This is a genomic window from Caballeronia sp. AZ7_KS35, from assembly GCF_023631045.1.
Lineage (GTDB): Bacteria > Pseudomonadota > Gammaproteobacteria > Burkholderiales > Burkholderiaceae > Caballeronia > Caballeronia zhejiangensis.
On sequence record NZ_JALQDV010000015.1, the window covers coordinates 37,394 to 57,142 of the forward strand.

The following is a 19,749-nucleotide window of genomic DNA, read 5'->3' on the forward strand; positions in this document are numbered from 1 at the left end:
AGCCACGAGGGCTAAGCTTCAGGCGATGTTTTTCGGTTGCCGTGCTTCGACTTCGCGGAACTGCTGCATTGTCGTGTCGAATGACCGGGTCGCCATCTCTTCCAGTGGCAACTTGCGATAGTCGGTCGAGATGATTTCGACGCCATACCATTCGCCATCGAATCCGGCGTTCTGAACCGTTTCTATGAAGCCGGGATTGTCGAAGTCGCCCTCGCCACAGAGCTTGCGACGAAAGACGGTGTCTTCCAGCAGCGTTCCCTCTATGGTCGAGCTAGCGTCGTCGAGTTCGATGGCCTTGATGAACTGCGGCGGGACCTTTGCGATTTCGCTGAAGTCGATTCCTCCGCGCACTATGTGCCAGATATCGAGCAGCAGGCCACCGTTAGGCTGGTTGGCTTCTTGAACAATCGCGAGACCATCGTCGAGCGTTTTCACGATCGAGAACGGCATGACCTCGATCGATACGTTCGAACCAACCTCGGCCGCTTCCTGACACAGCGTCGCGAACTCATCGGCCATACGAGCGAAGTTCGGCGTTCGCTGATCCAGCGCGCTGGCGGCGATCTTCACGTTCTTCATGCCCAACTTCGCGCCTAGTTCAAGAATCACGCGGCGAGCGCGATCCGACACCTGGCGTTCGGGACCGTCCCTGTACCAGTCAACGAGAAACTCGAGTTCGAAGTGTTTGATGCCGTTGTCTTCGAGAATGTGCTTGACGGTGTCGATGCCCACTTTTTCAATGGTCGCGACTAGGTCCTCGTGAATCACGCCGATGCCTCTCCAGCCGGCTCTGGACGCCGCTTCGACGCGAGCTTGTAGCGAGAAAGGACTGATCGAAGGCTGGAGTGGGTCCACGTCTCCAGCGAGCGTCCAATATGCGGCCAGTAGATCAATGTCACGTTTGCTCAATTGGTGCACTCCCAAACCAAAAATTCGAATTTCCGATGGAGCGAGCCAAGCCCCGCTCTCAACAGTAGCGCCATGATGCGAAGGTCGGCATCCTGCGTACGTTTCGTTTCAGCGACTAAACACCAGCAGGGCGGCTAGGCAGGAACGAGCTCTGCAAAGCGCTCGCTGATATGGCGTCCCGATGCATCGAGTTCATCCAAACGCCGCTCGAGATGCTCGTAGAGCAGCTTTCCATCGCGTTTCTTGAATTCGCCGGCTACCAGCACCGTATCGACGTTTGCCGCGCTTGCCTGCATCAGCACCGCCGAAACAGGATCGTGGACAGGTCGCATACTCAGTCCGTCAGCGCGGATAACAACGACATCGGCTTGCTTTCCGGGTGTCAGCGACCCGACGCGATCTTGCAGACCGAGTGCCTCTGCACCGCGTATCGTGATCCAGCTCAGTGCTTCGGAGGTCGATATCGTGGAGTGAGCCGGCAGCTGCCCGGTATCGGCCCGGGCTTGCGCATTGTCCAACGCGCGCTGCGACGCCAAAGCGACGCGCGCCACCGTGAACATGTCGCCAGCAATTGCCGACTCAAGGTCGACCCCAAGCGACGGGGCGCTGCCGGCATCACGCAAGCGGCCAGTAATTGGATGGCCGTGCCCTTGCGTCATTTCGGTCTCGGGCGCTACAGAGAACGTGACGCCGCGTTCGATCATCATCCGCAGTTGCGCGTCGCTCAGGTTGTTGCCATGCACGATATTGGTAGTCGGGCCGAGCAGGTCGCGCTCAGCCAGACGTTCCCAGCCATCGGGCGTCTTGGGCTCCAGCCCCGCGCAATGCATGCTGGCGATCAATCCAAACTCGGCGGCGAGTTGGAAATCGTGCTCCGACACTTCATACGTCGAGTAATGAGGGCCGAGGATCGCCATGCCGAGCGTGACATTCGCATCGCGATTCGCGAATCTGCTGTTGAGCAGCCGCTCGACTTCGCTGCGAGGATGAGGGATCTCGCTGAAGTGCTTCTGCCCGGGTTTAGGATCGGGCTTGGGAGAGCCGTGAAAGTAGACGGCACGGATGCCTGATTCGAGCAATCCATCGATGGCGCGATCGGTATGATCGGGCGTCGGATTGTTGTGGCACCAGTCGCCGAGCGTTGTCGTACCAAGGTTTAGCTGATTCAGTGCTCCCACCAGTGTGCCGATGTAGAGGTCATCTGGATTGAAACAAGTTGCAAGTCCCGCATGAACGCTTCGGAAGTAGGTTGGCAATGTCCAGTTCGCCGTTACTCCGCGAAGCGCTGTCTGCCACGTGTGCAGGTGCGCGTTGATGAGGCCCGGAATGACGATGCATCCGGACGCATCGAGCTGTTGCGCATCGTCTGCCTGCACGTCTGGCCCAACCTCGGTGATTCGATCGTTTTCGATCAGGACGTTGAGACGGCCGTTGCCGATGGCCGGATCCATGGTGATAACCTGACCGCCTGTAATCAGCAGCTTCATCAACGCGTCTCCATTGTTTGAATAGGATGTAAAGTCGTCGAGGGTCAAACGACACACTCCGCTCGACGTTGCCAGATCACTTGTTCAGCAGTTTGCGCTGCTGGGTGAAAAGCGCAAAGGCCTTCAGTTGGGCAGAGATGATCTCGCGCGTTTGCGCATCGGTGATGGTCCTGCCTTCGACGTCCACCTTGCTCGCTGCACCCGCAACCATCACTTCAGGCTTGTTGAGTACCTGGGCATCGAGAAACACCATGCTCTGACGCAGATGGTATTGGGCGCGTGCGCCACCGAAAATGCCGGGCGAGGCCGACTGAATCGCGACCGGCTTGCCAACGAACGGGGGCGTCGGCAGACGCGAGAGCCAGTCGAGTGCGTTCTTCAGCACACCGGGAACGGAATAGTTGTACTCGGGCGTCACGATGATGACCCCGTCTGCTTCGCTGATTGCATTGCCGAGATCGAGCACGGCCTGCGGGAAGCCTTCGGCCTGCACGTCAGCGTCGTAGTGGGGGAGCAAACCAACCGAGGGGAGCTTCGTTACGCGCACGTTTTCCGGAGCGATTTCCTGCAGGGAGTCCGCGATCGCCGCATGGAAGGAGAGGCGACGCAGGCTACCGACGAGCGTGACGAGGCGCAGCGAGTTCTGATCAGACATGGAAATTCCTTAATGAGAGGGTTTATGCCGATGGCGTGAGGGGCATCTAGATTGCAATTCGTTTCAGCGTTCTCGTCGCCTTCGGAGGGGCAACGAACACTGGCCTGGGGCTTTAATCAAGCCTGAGAGGCTTAGCGTGTCGACGCGCTTCAGGAAGGGGCGAACTTCGACGGTATTCCAAATCCCGGCCTTGTTGAACGGATCGTCGTCGACGAATCGCTGAAGCACGCCGACATCATCCGCTTCGTATAGGAAGAAGCTGCCGATCATTGTTTCGCCATCCGACTCCAGCAAAGGACCGGATATGAGCGTCTTGATCGGAGCAGTCTTCAGGTAAGCCTTGTGATCGTCGTAGTGCTCCAGTCGACGTTGCACCATGCCGCGATGATCGAGGCAATAGACCGTGAAATGCATGTGCTCTCCTGCATACCGCCTTCGAGCGGCAGTCCAAGTTATTCGCGGGCGTTCGTTTAAGCGCGCGCCTGGCGCAACTCCAGACTTTTCGTCATCGTTTCTCGCACATCGGAGTCGGGTTGCGAGTGGACCGGATAGTCGACCTGAAAGCGCGCCGTTCTGATGTTGCCGAGCCGTTCCCGCACCTTCAGGTGCTCGGGATGAGTCGCATATCCGTCGAGAGCAGCCTGCGAGTCGAACTCCGTGATCAGAACGACATCGCAGGCATAATCCACTGCGCTCGAGTCGAGCCCGACTTCGAGATTAAGCATGCCGGGAATAGCCCCACGCAACCCTTCGAAACTTTCCTTGACGAGCTGGCGAGCCTGCTGTCGTTCGTCCGGCGTTTCGCCGCGGACTCGCCACATGACGATATGTCGGATCATGCAGTAACCTCCGCGGGATTGAGTACGAAGTCGTATTTCAGCGTATAGAAAGGTGCATCGAATGTTGACCCGTCCGGCGCGACGCCGCTATCGTGCTTGACCCATTTGGTAATCAGCGTCGAGCGAACGCCGAACACCGCGTCCGAATCGAGATACTGGTCGCCATCGCGGAATACATGCGTAATCAGCGTCTCGTATCCGGGCGCCTTGATCATGAAATGCAGATGAGCCGGACGCCACGGATGACGCCCGAGCGCTTCCAGCATCCGACCCACAGGCCCGTCGTGGGGAATCGGATAGGCCTCGGCAAGAATTGAGCGAAAATGAAACCGGCCGTCTTCGTCGCTACGCAGTCTGCCGCGCGCCTGATGAGCTGCCGAACCTGACTTTTCGGCTGACTTCTGCACGTCGTAGAACCCATCTTCATCGGATTGCCATACATCAATCTGTGCGCCCGCCAGCGGCGTGCCATCGAGGCCTCGAACTTGCCCGCTCACGAAGCAGGGTTGGCCGCGCGCGCCGTTCGCGATGTCTGCGCCGTTTTCATACTCAGGTGCGCCATCCACATAGAACGGACCGAACACCGTTGCTTCCGTACATTCAGTCGGCTTCTTGTTGTTCTGGGCCATTACAAGCATCGACAATCCGAGCGTATCCGACAGGAGAATGAACTCTTGCCGCTTGTCGTCGGTGATATGGCCGCACTCGGTCAGGAACTGGATCGCCTTGAACCATTCAGCTTCGGTGAGCTTCACCTCCCGGGCAAAGCTGTGCAGATGCTGCACCAGGCTGGTGAAGATCGTGCGGAGTCTGCCGTCGCAGCGATCGTCCATAGACGCGAGTACGGCCTGCGTAATGGTGTCCTCGTTGATGTTGCGCATCGCTGTCGTCTCCTAGTGCGCGTATGTATGAGACGACAGGTTAATAGCACGGCTATGGGAAAAAAATGCGCTATAGTGAAATGACATTTCCGCTAGGTGGATAAATCGCAGTATGGACCGCTGGACGCAGATCGAACTTTTTGTACTGACGGCCGAGCTTGGCAGCCTCTCCAAGGCGGCTGACCAACTCGAAATGTCCAATGCGGCGGCGAGCCGAACATTAAGCGCGCTAGAGGAGCGGCTCGGTACCCGCCTCATTGAGCGCACGACCCGCAGGCAGTGGCTGACCGACGCCGGGGAGGCCTATCGGCGTAGTTGCGTTGCCGTCCTGTCAGAGATGGCCGAAGCCGAGGCCGCAGCAAGCGACGCCACCTTGCGTCCGAGCGGAGTGCTGCGAGTGACGAGTTCCGTCTCGTTTGCAACGCTGCACATTGCCCCATTCCTGACCGAATTCAACCGAAAATACCCAAGCATTTCGGTGCAGGTCATTGCCGCGAATCGATACCCTGACTTTATCGAAGCTGGAATCGACATTGCGATTCGCACGCGAGAACATGAAGGCGATTCGGGAATTACTGTGCGCAAGCTGGCGGACACTTCCCGAATTCTCGCTGCCTCGCCCGCCTATCTCACCGAATACGGACGCCCCGCGAAACCGGAGGATCTGCAACAGCATCGGATGCTCGTGTACAACCTCGCTGTCGATCCCTACCTGCTGCACTTTAAGCGGGGCGAAGAAAGCTGCGACGTTTCGATCACCAGTGTGCTGGACTCCAACGAAGGTCAAGTCATTGTCGCCGCGGGGCGGGCGGGCTTGGGAATCGTGATACAGCCGCTCTACATTATTCACGACGATATCGTCGCGGGACGCCTGGTCCCCGTTCTTGAAGATTGGCAGCTACCCCGGCTGACCATCAATCTCGCCTACCAAAGCCGCCGTTATCAGCCTGCGAAGATAAGGGTGTTCACCGAATTCCTGATCGAGTGGACGGAGCGCCGGCAACTCGCCGCTAAGTGGCGTTCTGTTCGATAGGCGCGCGGCTGAGCATCTTCGCGATTGCATCGCAAACGCCGCTCAGTTGCGGGCAAATCCGGATGGACTTTTCCGCGCGACGGAGACCTAGAGGCGATATTTTCGCCTAGTGGAAATATGATTTCGCGGATGCGCATATTTCTTTGGGGCGCGTTCGAATAGTCTACAGCCATGTCGAAGATGCAAAGCACTGTTGCAGCGACGACAACGAAATCCCGCGGGATCCCAGTGGGCGACGAGCAAGCTGACGATTTGTCGATGATCAATTGCCGCTCAAGATCTGCGAACGCAATACGGCAAAAAGCAATTACTAGACAGGAGATACACGGATGGACCGACTCAAAGGAAAAGTTGCTTTGATCACTGGAGCCGCACAGGGCATCGGCTTGACGGTGGCGCAGACCTTCGCACGCGAAGGTGCAACGGTTATCGCAGCGGATATCAAGGCGAGTGAGTCGAAAGAGTTCGACGTTCAACAGCTCGATGTGTCGTCACCGGCCGACTGGGCGCGTGTGGTGGAAGCGGTAATCGCTCAACACGGGCGTATCGATGTGCTAGTCAACAACGCAGGCATCGTCTACTGCTACGAAACGTTGGATGGCACGGATCTCGACAGCTGGCAGAAGGTGTTGTCTGTAAACCTGACGGGCAGTTTCCTCGGCATCCAGGCCGTGTTGCCGTCGATGCGCGGTATGCGCAAAGGTTCAATTATCAATTTCTCGTCGATGTGGGGCATCGTGGGTACTGCCGGCGCCGCAGCATATGCAGCAGCCAAGGGCGGCGTGCGCAACATGACCAAAAATGCGGCCGTGACGTACGCCCCCGAGAACGTCCGGGTGAATTCGGTGCATCCGGGCTTGATCAGAACGCCGCTCGTGACGAGTCAGTCCGACGACCTGAACGGAGAAATCATCGCCAAGACTCCGATGGGACGCATGGGCACCCCGGAGGAAGTCGCGAACGTGTGCCTGTTTCTTGCCAGTGACGAATCGTCGTTTATGACCGGTGCTGAACTCGTGATCGACGGCGGCTATCTGGCTCAGTAACGGCTCACGAACGTATGCGTCGACCTGACGCATCAGAGTTCAAGCAACGGAAGTGCTTCCATAGACGTCGACAGGTGCGTATCTGCACCGTTGGCGATATCCAAACAGCCGCAGCACGTTCTGCCGGCATACAGCAGGTGAAACGCATGTCTACTGATCTTCTCTCTCAATTTGGCCGACGCGTGCGAGTGGGTCTCGTCGGCGGTGGAAAAGATTCCGTCATCGGTCGCACTCACCTTGTCGCCATGCGAGCCGACGGGCTATATGACGTCGTCGCTGGCGCAATGTCTATCGACCCCGAAGTTGCGAAAGCGTCGGCGCGTGCTGAGTTGATCGATGAAGACCGCGCCTATACCGATTTCCGCGTTATGGCTGAACGCGAAGCGGCGCGCGAAGACCGTATCGACGCAGTCGTGATCGCGACACCCCCGCAGTTGCACTACGAGGTCGCACGCGTCTTCATGGAGAAGGGAATTGATGTCATCTGCGAAAAGCCGTTGACTCGTGACCTCGCCGAAGCCCAACGCCTCAATGACCTCGTCAAGCAACATGATCGGCTGTTCCTGCTCACGCATTGCTACACCGGCTATCCGATGGTCCGCGAAGCGCGCGCGATGGTAACGTCGGGCGCGCTCGGCAAGATCCAGTGCATCGAGGGCGAACTGTGCGCGGGTTTTGTGGTGGATCCGCAGAATCCCGATCGCCATTGGCGCTTCCGTGAATCGTCGATGGGCAAGGGCGTTCTTCTCGGTGAAGTCGGCTCGCATGCTCATCACATCGTGTCGTACGTCACGGGTCTTCGCGTCGAGGAAGTGTCGGCCGAAATGACGACGTTCGCTGAAGGTCGCGAAGTGTACGACAACGCCTATCTGACGGCACGCTTCGAAGGCGGCGCTCGTGGCCGCCTCTGGGGCAGCTATGTCGCGACCGGTAACGATCACGGTCTGTCTTTCCGCATCTTCGGCGAGAAAGGTAGCCTCACATGGGTACAGGAAGAACCGGAAGTTCTCTGGTTCAAGCCGCCCGGCGCCCCGGCCCAACGTCTGGCCCGCGGCTATGCAACCCTCTCGCCACAAGCTGCGGCTGCAACGCGCTTCACGGCTGGGCACCCGGAAGGATATGCCCTCGCTTTCGCCAATCTCTACACCGATTTTGCAAAGGCTTTGATGGCTAAGCGTCTCGAATTGCCGTACCAGTCATACCTCGACGGAATCCCGGGCATTGCCGACGGCGTGCACACGATGTCGTTGATCGACGCAGCGGTTCGTTCCGCCGAACATGACGGCGCCTGGACCACGCTGACCCGCTAGGCTGAATCAGGAGGCGAGCAACAGAAACCTGAGTTCGAATCTGACGGTTGCGATGCGGACTCAGTCTGATAACGTTAGGTTTCCTCATTGCATGACAGAATCCAGGCGATTTTAAGTAGAGAAGTAGAAGATCGATCCTGGATTTTCGACCCTGAATACGTCGCAGCCGCGACGCTCAGTCATACAGTATTCCAGATCATAATCGGAGACAATGATGTTCAAGAAAATCGTACTCGGTCTTGCGGCCAGCGGCTTGTTGGCAAGCGCTGTGTCGGCCAAGGAAGTCAATTCCGTCGGCGTTGCAATCTATTCGCTCGGTGATCCGTTCCAGAACGCCATCTCCAAGGGCGTGACGGATCGCGTGAAACAAAACAATCCGAACGCCAAAGTCATGACCGTCGCGTCGGACTACGACCTGAACAAACAGTTCTCTCAGGTCGACAACTTCATCTCGGCTAAGACCGACCTCATCATTCTGACCGCGGACGACCCGAAAGCGATTCTTCCGGCAATCAAACGTGCCGATGCGGCAGGCATTCCGGTCATCGCGGTGGACGTGTCGGCTGATGGCGCAGCCGCCACCGTGCAAACCAATAATTTCAAGGCTGGTGAGATGGCGTGCCAGTACCTGTCCGACAAACTGGGCGGCAAAGGCAAGGTCGTTATCCTGAACGGACCGTCCGTTTCCTCGATTCAGGATCGCGTCAAGGGCTGTCAGTCCGTTCTGAGCAAAGGCAAGTTCGAAATTCTTTCCGACAACCAGAACGCGAAAGCGACGCGTGAAGGCGGTTTGACCGTCATGCAATCGCTGCTGACGCGCTTTCCGCAGGTCGACGGCGTTTTCACGGTGTGCGATCAGGAAGCCATTGGCGCCGATCTCGCCGCCAAGCAGTTCAATCGAAAGGACTTCGTGATCGTCAGCGTCGACGGCTCGCCCGAAGTGACCTCGCTTCTGAAATCGCCCTCGGCAATTCAAGCCACGGTTGCCCAAAGTCCGTATTCGATGGCTCAGACTGCATTCGACATCGGCAACGACATGCTGTCGAAGGGAAAGAAGCCCGCGAACCCCGTGATCCTGCTCGATCCGAAGCTGGTCACGCGCGACAACGTTGGCTCGTATAAAGGTTGGGGCGGCTAACTTCGCCACTCGTAATGCGGCGCCGCTGACGCTGCATCCGAGCGCGCGCCAGCATCCGGTGCGCGTTCGCGAGCAACAGATAAGGAGACGTAATGCCTACGGATGATCGGATTCCCCTGCTCGAAATGCGCAACGTCAGCAAGACGTTTGTCGGCACGAAGGCACTTGATAACGTTGAACTGCGCGCGTGGGGCGGTGAAGTGCTCGCTCTCATGGGAGAGAACGGTGCGGGCAAATCGACGTTGATGAAAATTCTGTCCGGTGCCTATGAGGCCGATGCGGGCAGCGAGATCCTGATCGATGGCCAGCCAGTAACCATCGGAGATCCGTTGGAGGCGAAGAAGTTCGGCGTGTCGATTATCTATCAGGAATTGAGCCTTGCGCCCAACCTCACGGTCGCGGAAAACATTTATTTGGGGCGCGAAGTCTCCGCTCGCGGCGTGGCCAATCGGCAGGCAATGTACGCCGGCTGTCGTGAAGTACTGGAACGACTCGACGTTCCTTTCACGGCCCGCACAATCGTCGGAACGCTTTCCATCGCAGAGCAGCAGTTGGTCGAGATCGGCCGTGCGCTGCACGCGAAATCGAGAATCCTGGTCCTCGACGAGCCGACAACTGCGTTGTCGTCTCGCGAAAGCGAGCGGCTGTTTGCGTTGATTCGTCAACTGCGCTCTGAAGGTATCGCCATCATCTACATCAGTCACCGGATGGAAGAGGTTTATGACCTGTCCGACCGTGTGTCTGTGCTGCGTGACGGGCGGTATGTAGGAACGATCGACCGCGCCGAGCTGTCGGCTCAGGCGATCGTGAAAATGATGGTGGGCCGTGACCTGTCGACCTTCTACATGAAGGAACACGATGCTGGGGGCAGCCGCGGTCCTGTCATCTTCGAAGCGAAGGACATCTCCGATGGAGACAAAATAAAGCCGTGCAGTTTCCAACTCCATCAAGGAGAGGTCCTCGGAATTGCCGGGCTGGTCGGATCGGGACGCACGGAGCTGGCCCGTTTGATCTACGGGGCCGACGAGAAGGCAAGCGGCCAGGTCTTCATCAACGGTCAGGAAGTAAGCATTCGGCAGCCGTCCGACGCCATCAAACATGGACTGGCTTACCTGACGGAAGATCGCAAAGCGCTGGGTCTCTTTCTTGACATGTCGTGCGCTGAAAACATCAACCTAGGCGTGATTCTGCCGGACGCGCGCCCAGGCGGCTTCCTTAACCTGTCGAAAGGCAAAAAGCGCGCGAATTCGGCTTTCGAGCAGCTTCGCGTCCGCGCAGCGAGCCCCTTGGTCAACGTTGGAAGTCTCTCGGGCGGCAATCAACAGAAGGTTCTGCTGTCACGCTGGCTCCAGATCGGGCCGAAAGTGCTCATTCTCGATGAACCTACGCGCGGCGTGGACATCGGTGCCAAATCCGAGATCTATCGCCTCATTGACGACCTGGCGCGTCAAGGAATCGGTGTTGTCGTGATTTCGAGCGAACTGGCGGAAATCATCGGCGTCTGCGATCGCACGCTCGTGATGCGCGGCGGCCACATCGTCGGCGAAGTCGGCGGGCCGAACAACGACGCAATCACGCAAGAAAACATCATGGCTCTCGCGGCAGGAGCGGATGCAACCCTCGATGCCGCTTGATTTACAGAAATGGAGACATCATGAACAAGTCAACGCTTCGTAGTCCTACTGTCAACGAGAACTCGACCGAACGAGTCGGGATGTCCGCGCACAAAGTGCATGTGCGCCGGCTGATCAGCGCAATCGGCATGCTGCCGGTGCTGATCCTTCTGTGCTTCGCTTTCAACTTCGCTACTCAAGGCACGTTCTTCACGGGCCAAAATATTTCGATCGTCGCACAGCAAGCCGCAATCAACACGGTGTTGGCCGCAGGCATGACGTTCGTCATTCTGACGGGGGGCATCGATCTTTCAGTGGGTTCAATGCTGGCCACTGCCGCGATGACATCGATGATCTGCTCGCTGGACCCCTCCTTCGGTGCATTCGCGCTGCCGGTCGGGCTTTTGACAGGCGCTGTTCTCGGGTCCATTAACGGTTTCCTGATTGCATACCTCAAGCTTCCGCCGTTCATCGTCACGCTCGGCTCTCTTACCGCGGTACGGGGACTTGCGCGTTTGATCGGCAATGACGGTACGGTGATGAATCCCAACCTCAGCTTCGCATGGATCGGCAATGCAAGCTTTCTCGGCGTTCCCGTTCTGGCAATTATCGCGCTGGCTGTCATTCTGATCTCTTGGGTGATCCTTCGTCGTACCGTGCTCGGAATTTGGATTTATGCGATGGGCGGCAATCCTGCAGCAGCGCGTTTGTCCGGCATCAAAGTGAGCCTGATCCTGTTGTTCGTCTATGCCGTGTCGGGGCTGCTTTCCGGTCTCGGTGGCGTGATGTCCGCAGCGCGACTTTATGCTGCAAATGGTCTTCAGATCGGCATGGGTTATGAACTCGACGCCATCGCCGCAGTCATTCTGGGCGGCACGAGCTTTGTAGGCGGTGTCGGCTCGATCTGGGGAACGTTGGTCGGCGCGTTGATTATTGCCGTACTTTCGAATGGCCTTGTCATTCTCGGCGTGTCCGACATCTGGCAGTTCATCATTAAGGGCCTCGTCATTATCGCAGCCGTCGCACTCGATCGCTTCCGCCGCAGCGGCGAGAACCGCACCTGATACGCGCAATCCGCGAGCGAGGCGCGAGCGTGGCAAGGCGGCTGCGCCTCGACCTCCACCGGCACGTTATGACCAGCCACGATTCGCGGCCGAGGCGCGATAGCGTGTCGCTTCCCGTAGCAACGCAACCGTGGTTCGGTAAGACGCACCAACGGTGGCACGTACACGAATCGCGACACAGACCCAGATCTAGCCGATTCTTCGGCGCTGACATTCCCAACGAAGGGTCTTGGATGTTCGCGGTTCTACGCAAATTGATCAACATTGACCGCTGAGCGGCTCATATTACCCCCCTCGCACTTTAGCGAGTCGAAAATCCAAGTTACACGACGAACTGAAATGTCAAAGCTTCGTACACCGGCGTATTGAATTAGGAATACTAATTGGCGGATAAGTGTTTAATCACAATTTGGAGATAGGAGAGAAGGATGAAGCGTATTATTATCGGCAGTTTAGCTATGGGTTTTGCGGCGGCGGCAAGCGCGCAAAGCAGCGTTACGCTTTATGGCCTCATCGATAACGGGTTGCAGTTCGAAACCGGGTTGCCGAATGGTCACCGCTGGTCGGCCGAATCAGGCAATTGGGCTCAATCACGTTTCGGCCTGAAAGGACTCGAGGACATTGGCGGCGGCACGTTCGTCACCTTCCAGCTTGAGTCCCGGCTCAATACGCAAAACGGTAGTTACGCGAACGGCTCGTTTTTCGAGGGCCAGGCGACCGTCGGAATGAGTAACGCGACGTACGGGTCGTTCCGGATGGGTAATTTCGGTGCGAGCGAACTGCTTCAATACGCCGGTATTCTCGATCCGCAGCAGACGCAGAAATATTCGTTCGGCACGCTGGTTAGGGGCCGGATGTTCCCGCAGGCAGCGAACGGTTTCGAGTATCTGTCTCCGAGCTTCGCGGGATTTACGGTGCAAGGTCAGTACAACCTGACCAATTCGACTACGTGGAACGCAGGTAACCCGGGCAGCGCTCCGAGCCAATTGGGAACTTCGACCGGACTTGGCAGTTCACAGGGGCGCACCGACGGGATCAAACTGGAGTACGCCGCACACAATCTCGATGTGCAGGCGATCTATGACGAGATACGTGACGGGAATGGCAAGTTCAGCAACGTCTATCTCGCTTCGCGTTCCATCTTCACGGGCGGCTCATACGTCTGGGGTCCGGTGACGGTCTATGTAGGGTACCAGCACCTGAGTGCGCCAGACGCATCTAATGCCGGCTTCTATGGAACGGCGAATGCGTCGGCCTTACCCGCAGGCTTGTCGCTGCCGACGAAGGTTGATCACGAGTGGGCCGGGGCACGTTGGGCAGTGACCCCCGCGACGTTCTTAACGGGCGCGGTGTATCACGCCAATGCAAACAACGGAAACGGAAATGCCACGTTGTATACACTTTCCGGCGCGTATCAACTTTCGAAGCGCACTCGCGTGTACACCGAACTGGGCTACTTGCACAACAGTTCGACATCGAATCTCGGTCTCAACGGGGGACTGTATGGAGCTAACACGAACGACGATCCAGTGAACGGCAATCCGGGGAGCACGAATCCGAACTATGGTCATAGCCAATTCGGTGCATTCGCCGGCATCGCTACTCAGTTCTGAGCTTCGGAAAGGCGATGGCGAGGCGGTTAGGGCTCGCCACGCTACTTGCGGACACGCGGAAGATTAAGTATTAAGCTCGATCAGCACTCACGAACGCGAATTTACGCGGCAAATCCATTGCAATCACTGTGACTTCTGGAGATAAGGATGACTTCTAGGATATTAAAGGGCTTTGGGGTGGGCGTTACTTGTTCAGTTTTGTTGCTTTCGCTCGCCCAAGCACAACCCGCCAGCGACCAAGGTTCAACATTGGAAAGTGCAAGCGCCTCGCAACCAACGCAGAAGGCAACTAAGAAGGCCGAGCGGAAAGCTCGCCGTGAGAAGAAAAACGCCGAGCTGAAGAAACTCGAGAATAACGGCTACAACCCCTCCGGTGACCAGCTTCGATACCCGCAGAACGTCCAGAACGCGGAGAAGAAAGCGAATTCGCAAGGCACCGGAGCAACGGTACCCGCGTCAGCACCTTAATTCTAACTGCTGCAATATCCCTGGAGCCAACAAGGGCCTTTGTTAGCTTCGTTGGCCTCGTTGGCTTTGTGGGCGTTGTTGGCGTTGTTGGCGACGGCGATCGCGAACGTCTGCACAGGTTCTCGGAACAAACCGTCGTGCTGTGATCTCGGCCGACGACGGTCACTTTCGGCTTCGGCTCCCTATGGTTTGCAACCATTGGGGAAGCGCTAGCTCGCCTCACGGCGAGGTAGGTCCTCTTGGACCGCCGCACTGATGCTCTTGCCCGAAGCGCAGCGGTCAAATCGACGCAAGATATTGTGACCGGCTCGAAAGGCTCGGTCGCGCAATGGAAGGCGCCACGGCACTTGGTCTAACGCAGGTCGGAATCGAGCGGCGCAGCGCGGACCAAGGCTTATGAGTCGACCACCGCGCGTGCGTTGCCGTCAATTCACTGTGCGTCGAGCGTCGATCGTCTACTTCATCGAAGAGCGGTTTCACGCCACCTCACATCATTTCCGGCACTTTCACCCTCGTACCATCAGTAAAGCGTTCCAGACGATAAGGCGCGATATCCATCATGGGTTTCGCTCCGGTCACCATGTCAGCCAGCAACTCGCCAGCAGCCGGACCCAGCGCGAAGCCATGACCGCTGAATCCGCTCGCAATATAGAAGCCGGGAAGGGTGGCGACTTCCGAAATTACCGGTATCAGGTCGGGCGTTGTGTCGATGGCGCCTGCCCACGTATGCACGATCTGGATGTCGGCGAACTGGGGTATGGCGCGCCTGACATTCTCGAGCGCGATCTTCACGAAGCTCATGTCCGGATCTGGGTTCAGCACGCGGCAACGTTCGAATGGCGATACCTCGTCGAACTCCCACGACGCCGACGCTTCCGGTCCATGAAACCAGGGCTTCGACAGGCGATAGTTGAGCTTCTTGCCCAGGTCATTCCGGTAATTTCGATAGAATCTCAGCGCGTTTTTGAGACCGAGCGGCGCAAGATCGATACGGCCGTAACCTGGAATCGCCACTGTGTACGAACCATCGAGCCGTCGGCGCAATGCGAAGTCCGGTCCGTTGAAGCAGCCATTGATCACGTTCGGCGCGATCGAAGTGCGCATCGCCGTGCCGACGACATTGACCGCAGGCAACCCAACGCCGTGACGCCTGCAAAAACGCGCACTCCAAGCCCCGCCTGCGCACACGACTGCGCCCGCCTTGATCAGGCCGCGCTCTGTCCATACGCCGCTGATACGGCCGCCGCTGAGTTCGAGACCGCGAGCGGCGCAATTCTGATAAAGCTGCGCGCCAAGCCGTTTTGCACCTTCCGCGAGCGCGGGTGCCGCACGCGACGGTTCGGCCCGGCCGTCATCGGGTGACCACACGCCACCGGCATAGCCCGGACCACCGGCAGGCGCGCGCTTGCTGATTTCAGCCGCGCTCAGCACGTGGCTCACGAATCCCAGCTGGCGTGCCTGCTTGCCCCACGCTTCCCACTTGGCGATGCTTTTGGCATCGTTGCTAGCGTAGAGAATGCCTTCGCGGCGAAAGCCGAGGTCGATCTGCATCTCTTCCTTCAATTCGCCCCAGCGCCGCAAGCTGCGCATGGCGAGCGGCAACTCGAACATGTCGCGGTTCTGCTGGCGGACCCACCCCCAGTTACGCCCAGATTGTTCGCCGCCGACCACGCCTTTTTCGATCAAAGCGACGGATACGCCGCGCCGCGCCAGTTCATAAGCCGCCGACGTCCCGATAATGCCCCCGCCGATGACAACCACATCGGCTGCGCCGACGAAGTGCTGTGTGTCGTAGATCTCTTCTAGTCTAAGCATCGCAACGTTCCATCATTGTTTGCTGCCCCGCGAACGTGAGGGCAGGCTGCGTCAATATCCACGCCGCACATCGACCACGCCCGTCAGGTCCTGACCGGCGATATGGCTTCGCAGACTCTCCACTACAAATTCGGCGCCGCCTTCGGCATCCGTGACACTGGCGATATGCGGCGTCAGGACAATTTGCGGATGGGTCCAGAAAGGATGATCGGCGGGAAGCGGTTCCACGCTCGTCACATCGAGCATGGCGCAGCGCAACTGCTTCGATGCCAGCGCATCGAGCAAATCCTGCTCGACGAGATGACCGCCACGCCCGACATTGATAAGACTCGCGCCCTTGGGCAAAGCGTCGAACGTTTTGGCATTCAGGATGCCGCGCGTCGCGTCGGTTAGCGGCAACAGGCACACGAGGATGTCGATGTCCGCCAAGAAGCGACCGAGTTCATCGTTTCCGGCAAACGTCGTGACGCCTTCGATCTGCCTGGGTGACCGGCTCCAGCCGCTCAGCCTGAAGCCGAAAGGCTTCAGACGTTCGAGCAGCCCGGAACCCAGCACGCCCAGACCCAACACGCCAACGCTCCTGTCTTTTGCCGCGACTGCTGGCAATTGCTCCCAGGTCCGATCGCGCTGTTGCGACAGATAAGCCGGCAAGTTCCGATGAACCGCGAGAACGGCCAGCGTACCAAACTCGTTCATTCCCGCGGCCAGTCCCGGCTCCGTCATGCGCACCACGGTGGCGGAAGCGGGTAGCGAACCGAGATCGATCTGATCGACGCCCGCCCCGACGGAGATGATCAACTCCAGATTGAGGTACGTCTTGCCGAGGTCGTCAGGCGGAATCCAGCACGCGAGATACTTGACCTTGAGCGGATCGCCCGTGTCGGGCCACGTGCGGAACTCCAGATCGGGAAACTCCGCTTGCAGCCGCCGGCGCCACACTTCGCCGCGTCGCGCCTCGGACTTGAACAGGAAGGTCATGCAGCGTTCTCACGGACGACCCAGATCTTGCGAGTCGTCTCGATGCATCGCCACGTGCCGACGAAACCCGGCTTCATCACGAATGCGTCGCCTGCCTTCATGGTGACAGGCGGCTTGCCGTCTTCCGTGATCTCGCTGACGCCGCTCAGAATGGAGCAGAACTCCCACGTCGTGCCCTTGATGGACCTATAGGCGCCGGGCGTCACTTCCCAGACACCTGCGCGGACGCCGCCACCGGCGTCGTCGATGCGCCAATTAGTGAACTGCGGATCGCCGTCCACTTCCCGACCTGCGATAGGTTTGCCGGGTACGCCCTCGCCCGGATTGGCGAGATCGAATTTGATGAGAGAGGTCATGATTGTCCTTGGTGGATGATTAGAGGAGCGCCTGGCTTGCAAGGGAGAACTGACGAGCAGCGTCATTCGGCGATGGCGGCGTGCCGAGAAACATCCTGATGACGCGGCTTACGGTGCGAAATCCGAGTTCTGTTAGCGCATCGGCAAATGCGGCGTTGCCGTTGACGTCGACGCGCAATGTGGTCTCGGGAAAGCGCTGCACGGACGCTCGCACGAGATCGACGGCCACCTCGACGCTTTGCGCCACGATGGGTCCGATGACTGCACCGCGTCCTAACGGCCGCACGACACAGAAGCCGGTGATTTCCCCGGCGACGCCGGGAACGACCCATACCGCGTCGGCGCCCGCGATGAGATCGTCTACCAGTGCTTGACTATGAGCGCCGGTGGCGAGTCGATAGAGCCTATGAACGGCTTCCAAGTCCTGCGTGCGCGCCGCACAAAGTGTTGTTCCAGGCTCGACTGACGGAGTCGCAGCGTTTCCCGGCAAGAACATGAGTTGAAGCACGGTTCCGTTCTCTTTAAAGCCGAGACTCTCATAGAGCCCGCGACCCTCCGCCGTAGCCACCAGCGATACATTCTTCGTCGCCAGATCGAGTACTGCTTTGGTCAGGTGTCGTCCAAGTCCGCGCCGCTGGAAATCCGGATCGATCGTAACGAGTCGAATGCTCGAAAACTCTCCCTTGATGCAGGCCAGAGCTGTGCCGATCACGCGTCCCTGCGACTCGATCACCACGCCTCGGGACACTCGGAACGCCTGCGCCCAGTCTTCGCCGCGATGCGCCCACTGAAGACGCCTCGTGATGTCGAGGCACTGCGTCAGATCGAGCGGCGTCATCGCTCTGAGCGTGCAGCTGCTGGGTAGAGGGGCGCTCATTGATCACTCGTCTTGAGGACGCGCTTCAGGAATTCGCGGGTGCGTTCTTCGCGCGGACTGCACAGGACTTGGCTCGGCGGGCCTTCTTCGAGAATCCTGCCGTCGTAGAGGAAACACACGCGGTCTGCAACTTCTTTCGCGAACTGCATCTCATGAGTGACGACGACCATCGTCATGCCTTTGTTCGCTAGATTGCGCATGACTTGCAGCACTTCGCCCACCCGCTCAGGGTCGAGCGCCGATGTGGGTTCGTCAAAGAGGATGGCGCGCGGGTCCATGGCGAGCGAACGCGCAATGGCCACTCGCTGCTGCTGACCGCCCGATAGCTGAGCAGGGTAGTTCTGAAGCTTTTCCTTCAGGCCGACCTGTTCGAGCAAAGCTGACGCGCGGACTTTCGCCTCGGATTTCGCGAGCTTGTTGACCTGCACCGGTCCTTCCATCACATTTTCAAGCACCGTCCGGTGAGGGAAGAGATTGAAGCGTTGAAACACCATGCCGATCCTGCGACGCAGCTTGTTGATCGAGCCTCTCTGAGCGTCGACGACTTCGCCCAGGACTTTGATCTCGCCGCTGTCATAGGTTTCCAAACCGTTGATGCAGCGCAATACGGTCGATTTGCCCGAGCCCGAAGGACCGATCAGGCAGACAACCTCGCCTTCGGTAATTCGCATGGAAATGCCCTTGAGCACTTCTTCGGAACCGAACCGCTTGTGAACGTTGATGATCTCGATCATGTCAGCTCCCGCGATGTTTGCCAAACCTGGCTTCCATGTACCTGGTCAACTGCATCAACGGCAGGGTCATCACCAGATAGAAACACGCCACCATGGTGTAGACCGTGCTGTTGTCGAAGGTAGAAGCCGCAAGCAACTGTCCCTGCCGTGTCATCTCGGTGACGGCGATAGTTGATGCAATCGCGGAATCCTTGATCAACATGACCACGGTGCTGGACAGCGGCGGCAACGCCACCTTAAAGGCCTGAGGAAGAACCACGCGCCGAAACGCGTGAAACTTTCCCATTCCGATTGAACGGGCCGCTTCCAGTTGCCCGCTGTCGACCGAGAGAATGCCGGAGCGAAAGATTTCGGCAACGTACGTGGAGTAGGCAAAGCCAAGCCCGATCACCGCGGCCTGGAACGACCCTAGACTGATGCCAATGTCCGGAAAGACGAAGTAGATATAGAAGAGCAAGACGATCATCGGAACGCCGCGCACTACGTTGATGATGGCCGACGTGGGGAGCGAGATCGCCTTTTGTTTGGATAACTTGCCGCCGGCGAGAATAAGGCCTAAGGGCATGCTCAACAGTAGCGCCAGCACGCCGATCTGTATCGTTACCCATGCGCCCTGCGACAGGTAGGGGAAAAATTCGACTACATTCGACCATCGCACAATACTGTCCCCTAGGCTGAGGAGGTCGCCTGACCGTTCAGGCGTAGTGTGCAGTATAGTGAACGCCATTCTCTGTCAAAAATAAAAACTCGCTCATCGTTTTTCGCTGGTGGCCCGACATGGCAAACCGTGTGTATTCCGGGATCGCAATGCGAAATCAAGCGCGTCGGCGGTGCATTGAGACAGCGATCATTCGAGGCACGTCGTAGCCAATATTTTTTATTGCAACAGCCTGTGTTTCACTATACTGAATTTTCCCAACGTATGTCTCGCCG

General features: G+C 58.2%; 20 protein-coding genes. 8 read left to right on the top strand and 12 right to left on the bottom strand.

Going from position 1 to position 19,749, the window contains the following annotated elements:
- Positions 1–18 precede the first annotated feature (18 nt).
- The 6 genes from NCT05_RS13370 to NCT05_RS13395 all read right to left on the bottom strand — a co-directional run bounded on the left by NCT05_RS13370 (position 19) and on the right by NCT05_RS13395 (position 4,771).
- Positions 19–909 (bottom strand): sugar phosphate isomerase/epimerase family protein, encoded by an 891-nt coding sequence (locus NCT05_RS13370; RefSeq protein WP_250502502.1) that lies wholly within the window; start codon positions 907–909, stop codon positions 19–21.
- A 134-nt stretch (positions 910–1,043) separates the two neighbouring features.
- Positions 1,044–2,396, bottom strand: coding sequence for an amidohydrolase family protein (locus tag NCT05_RS13375; RefSeq protein ID WP_250502503.1), 1,353 nt, complete (start codon positions 2,394–2,396; stop codon positions 1,044–1,046).
- A 76-nt stretch (positions 2,397–2,472) separates the two neighbouring features.
- A complete protein-coding gene (locus tag NCT05_RS13380) occupies positions 2,473–3,051 on the bottom strand; it encodes an NADPH-dependent FMN reductase (protein ID WP_250502504.1) in 579 nt (192 codons plus the stop codon).
- Positions 3,052–3,114: 63 nt separating this feature from the next.
- Positions 3,115–3,465, bottom strand: a complete 351-nt coding sequence (locus NCT05_RS13385; protein WP_250502505.1) for a YciI family protein — start codon at positions 3,463–3,465, stop codon at positions 3,115–3,117.
- A gap of 56 nt (positions 3,466–3,521) precedes the next feature.
- Positions 3,522–3,890, bottom strand: coding sequence for a Dabb family protein (locus NCT05_RS13390; protein WP_250502506.1), 369 nt, complete (start codon positions 3,888–3,890; stop codon positions 3,522–3,524).
- Positions 3,887–4,771: an intradiol ring-cleavage dioxygenase gene (locus NCT05_RS13395; RefSeq protein ID WP_250502507.1), complete on the bottom strand. Its 885-nt coding sequence runs from the start codon at positions 4,769–4,771 to the stop codon at positions 3,887–3,889. The genes NCT05_RS13390 and NCT05_RS13395 overlap by 4 nt, the downstream gene beginning before the upstream one ends.
- A 112-nt stretch (positions 4,772–4,883) precedes the next feature.
- On the opposite strand from NCT05_RS13395, the gene NCT05_RS13400 reads away from it, so the two are divergent.
- The 8 genes from NCT05_RS13400 (at position 4,884) to NCT05_RS13435 (ending at position 14,056) form a co-directional block, all read left to right on the top strand.
- A complete protein-coding gene (locus NCT05_RS13400; RefSeq protein WP_250502508.1) occupies positions 4,884–5,804 on the top strand; it encodes a LysR family transcriptional regulator in 921 nt (306 codons plus the stop codon).
- Between the two features lie 329 nt (positions 5,805–6,133).
- The gene (locus NCT05_RS13405) at positions 6,134–6,850 is read left to right on the top strand and encodes an SDR family NAD(P)-dependent oxidoreductase (protein ID WP_250502509.1); all 717 of its coding nucleotides are present in this window, start codon (positions 6,134–6,136) and stop codon (positions 6,848–6,850) included.
- A 146-nt stretch (positions 6,851–6,996) separates the two neighbouring features.
- Positions 6,997–8,160, top strand: coding sequence for a Gfo/Idh/MocA family protein (locus NCT05_RS13410; RefSeq protein WP_250502510.1), 1,164 nt, complete (start codon positions 6,997–6,999; stop codon positions 8,158–8,160).
- Between the two features lie 214 nt (positions 8,161–8,374).
- Positions 8,375–9,298, top strand: a complete 924-nt coding sequence (locus NCT05_RS13415) for an ABC transporter substrate-binding protein (protein WP_250502555.1) — start codon at positions 8,375–8,377, stop codon at positions 9,296–9,298.
- A 92-nt stretch (positions 9,299–9,390) separates the two neighbouring features.
- Positions 9,391–10,932 carry a sugar ABC transporter ATP-binding protein gene (locus tag NCT05_RS13420; protein ID WP_250502511.1) on the top strand — a complete coding sequence of 514 codons (1,542 nt, stop codon included), beginning with the start codon at positions 9,391–9,393 and terminating at the stop codon, positions 10,930–10,932.
- 80 nt (positions 10,933–11,012) lie between these two features.
- The gene (locus NCT05_RS13425; RefSeq protein ID WP_250502556.1) at positions 11,013–11,975 is read left to right on the top strand and encodes an ABC transporter permease subunit; all 963 of its coding nucleotides are present in this window, start codon (positions 11,013–11,015) and stop codon (positions 11,973–11,975) included.
- Between the two features lie 428 nt (positions 11,976–12,403).
- Positions 12,404–13,588 (top strand): porin, encoded by a 1,185-nt coding sequence (locus tag NCT05_RS13430; RefSeq protein ID WP_250502512.1) that lies wholly within the window; start codon positions 12,404–12,406, stop codon positions 13,586–13,588.
- A gap of 147 nt (positions 13,589–13,735) precedes the next feature.
- Positions 13,736–14,056: a hypothetical protein gene (locus NCT05_RS13435; RefSeq protein WP_250502513.1), complete on the top strand. Its 321-nt coding sequence runs from the start codon at positions 13,736–13,738 to the stop codon at positions 14,054–14,056.
- Between the two features lie 486 nt (positions 14,057–14,542).
- Here the strand turns inward: NCT05_RS13435 and NCT05_RS13440 are convergent, their stop codons facing one another.
- The 6 genes from NCT05_RS13440 to NCT05_RS13465 are packed head-to-tail and all read right to left on the bottom strand — an operon-like array spanning position 14,543 to position 19,474.
- Positions 14,543–15,871 (bottom strand): NAD(P)/FAD-dependent oxidoreductase, encoded by a 1,329-nt coding sequence (locus NCT05_RS13440; protein ID WP_250502514.1) that lies wholly within the window; start codon positions 15,869–15,871, stop codon positions 14,543–14,545.
- Between the two features lie 51 nt (positions 15,872–15,922).
- Positions 15,923–16,849: a 2-hydroxyacid dehydrogenase gene (locus tag NCT05_RS13445; RefSeq protein ID WP_250502515.1), complete on the bottom strand. Its 927-nt coding sequence runs from the start codon at positions 16,847–16,849 to the stop codon at positions 15,923–15,925.
- The gene (locus NCT05_RS13450; protein ID WP_250502516.1) at positions 16,846–17,205 is read right to left on the bottom strand and encodes a cupin domain-containing protein; all 360 of its coding nucleotides are present in this window, start codon (positions 17,203–17,205) and stop codon (positions 16,846–16,848) included. The genes NCT05_RS13445 and NCT05_RS13450 overlap by 4 nt, the downstream gene beginning before the upstream one ends.
- A 19-nt stretch (positions 17,206–17,224) precedes the next feature.
- Positions 17,225–18,043 (bottom strand): GNAT family N-acetyltransferase, encoded by an 819-nt coding sequence (locus NCT05_RS13455; protein WP_250502517.1) that lies wholly within the window; start codon positions 18,041–18,043, stop codon positions 17,225–17,227.
- A gap of 35 nt (positions 18,044–18,078) precedes the next feature.
- Positions 18,079–18,816: an amino acid ABC transporter ATP-binding protein gene (locus NCT05_RS13460; RefSeq protein ID WP_250502518.1), complete on the bottom strand. Its 738-nt coding sequence runs from the start codon at positions 18,814–18,816 to the stop codon at positions 18,079–18,081.
- A 1-nt stretch (position 18,817) separates the two neighbouring features.
- A complete protein-coding gene (locus NCT05_RS13465; protein WP_250502519.1) occupies positions 18,818–19,474 on the bottom strand; it encodes an amino acid ABC transporter permease in 657 nt (218 codons plus the stop codon).
- Positions 19,475–19,749 lie beyond the last annotated feature (275 nt).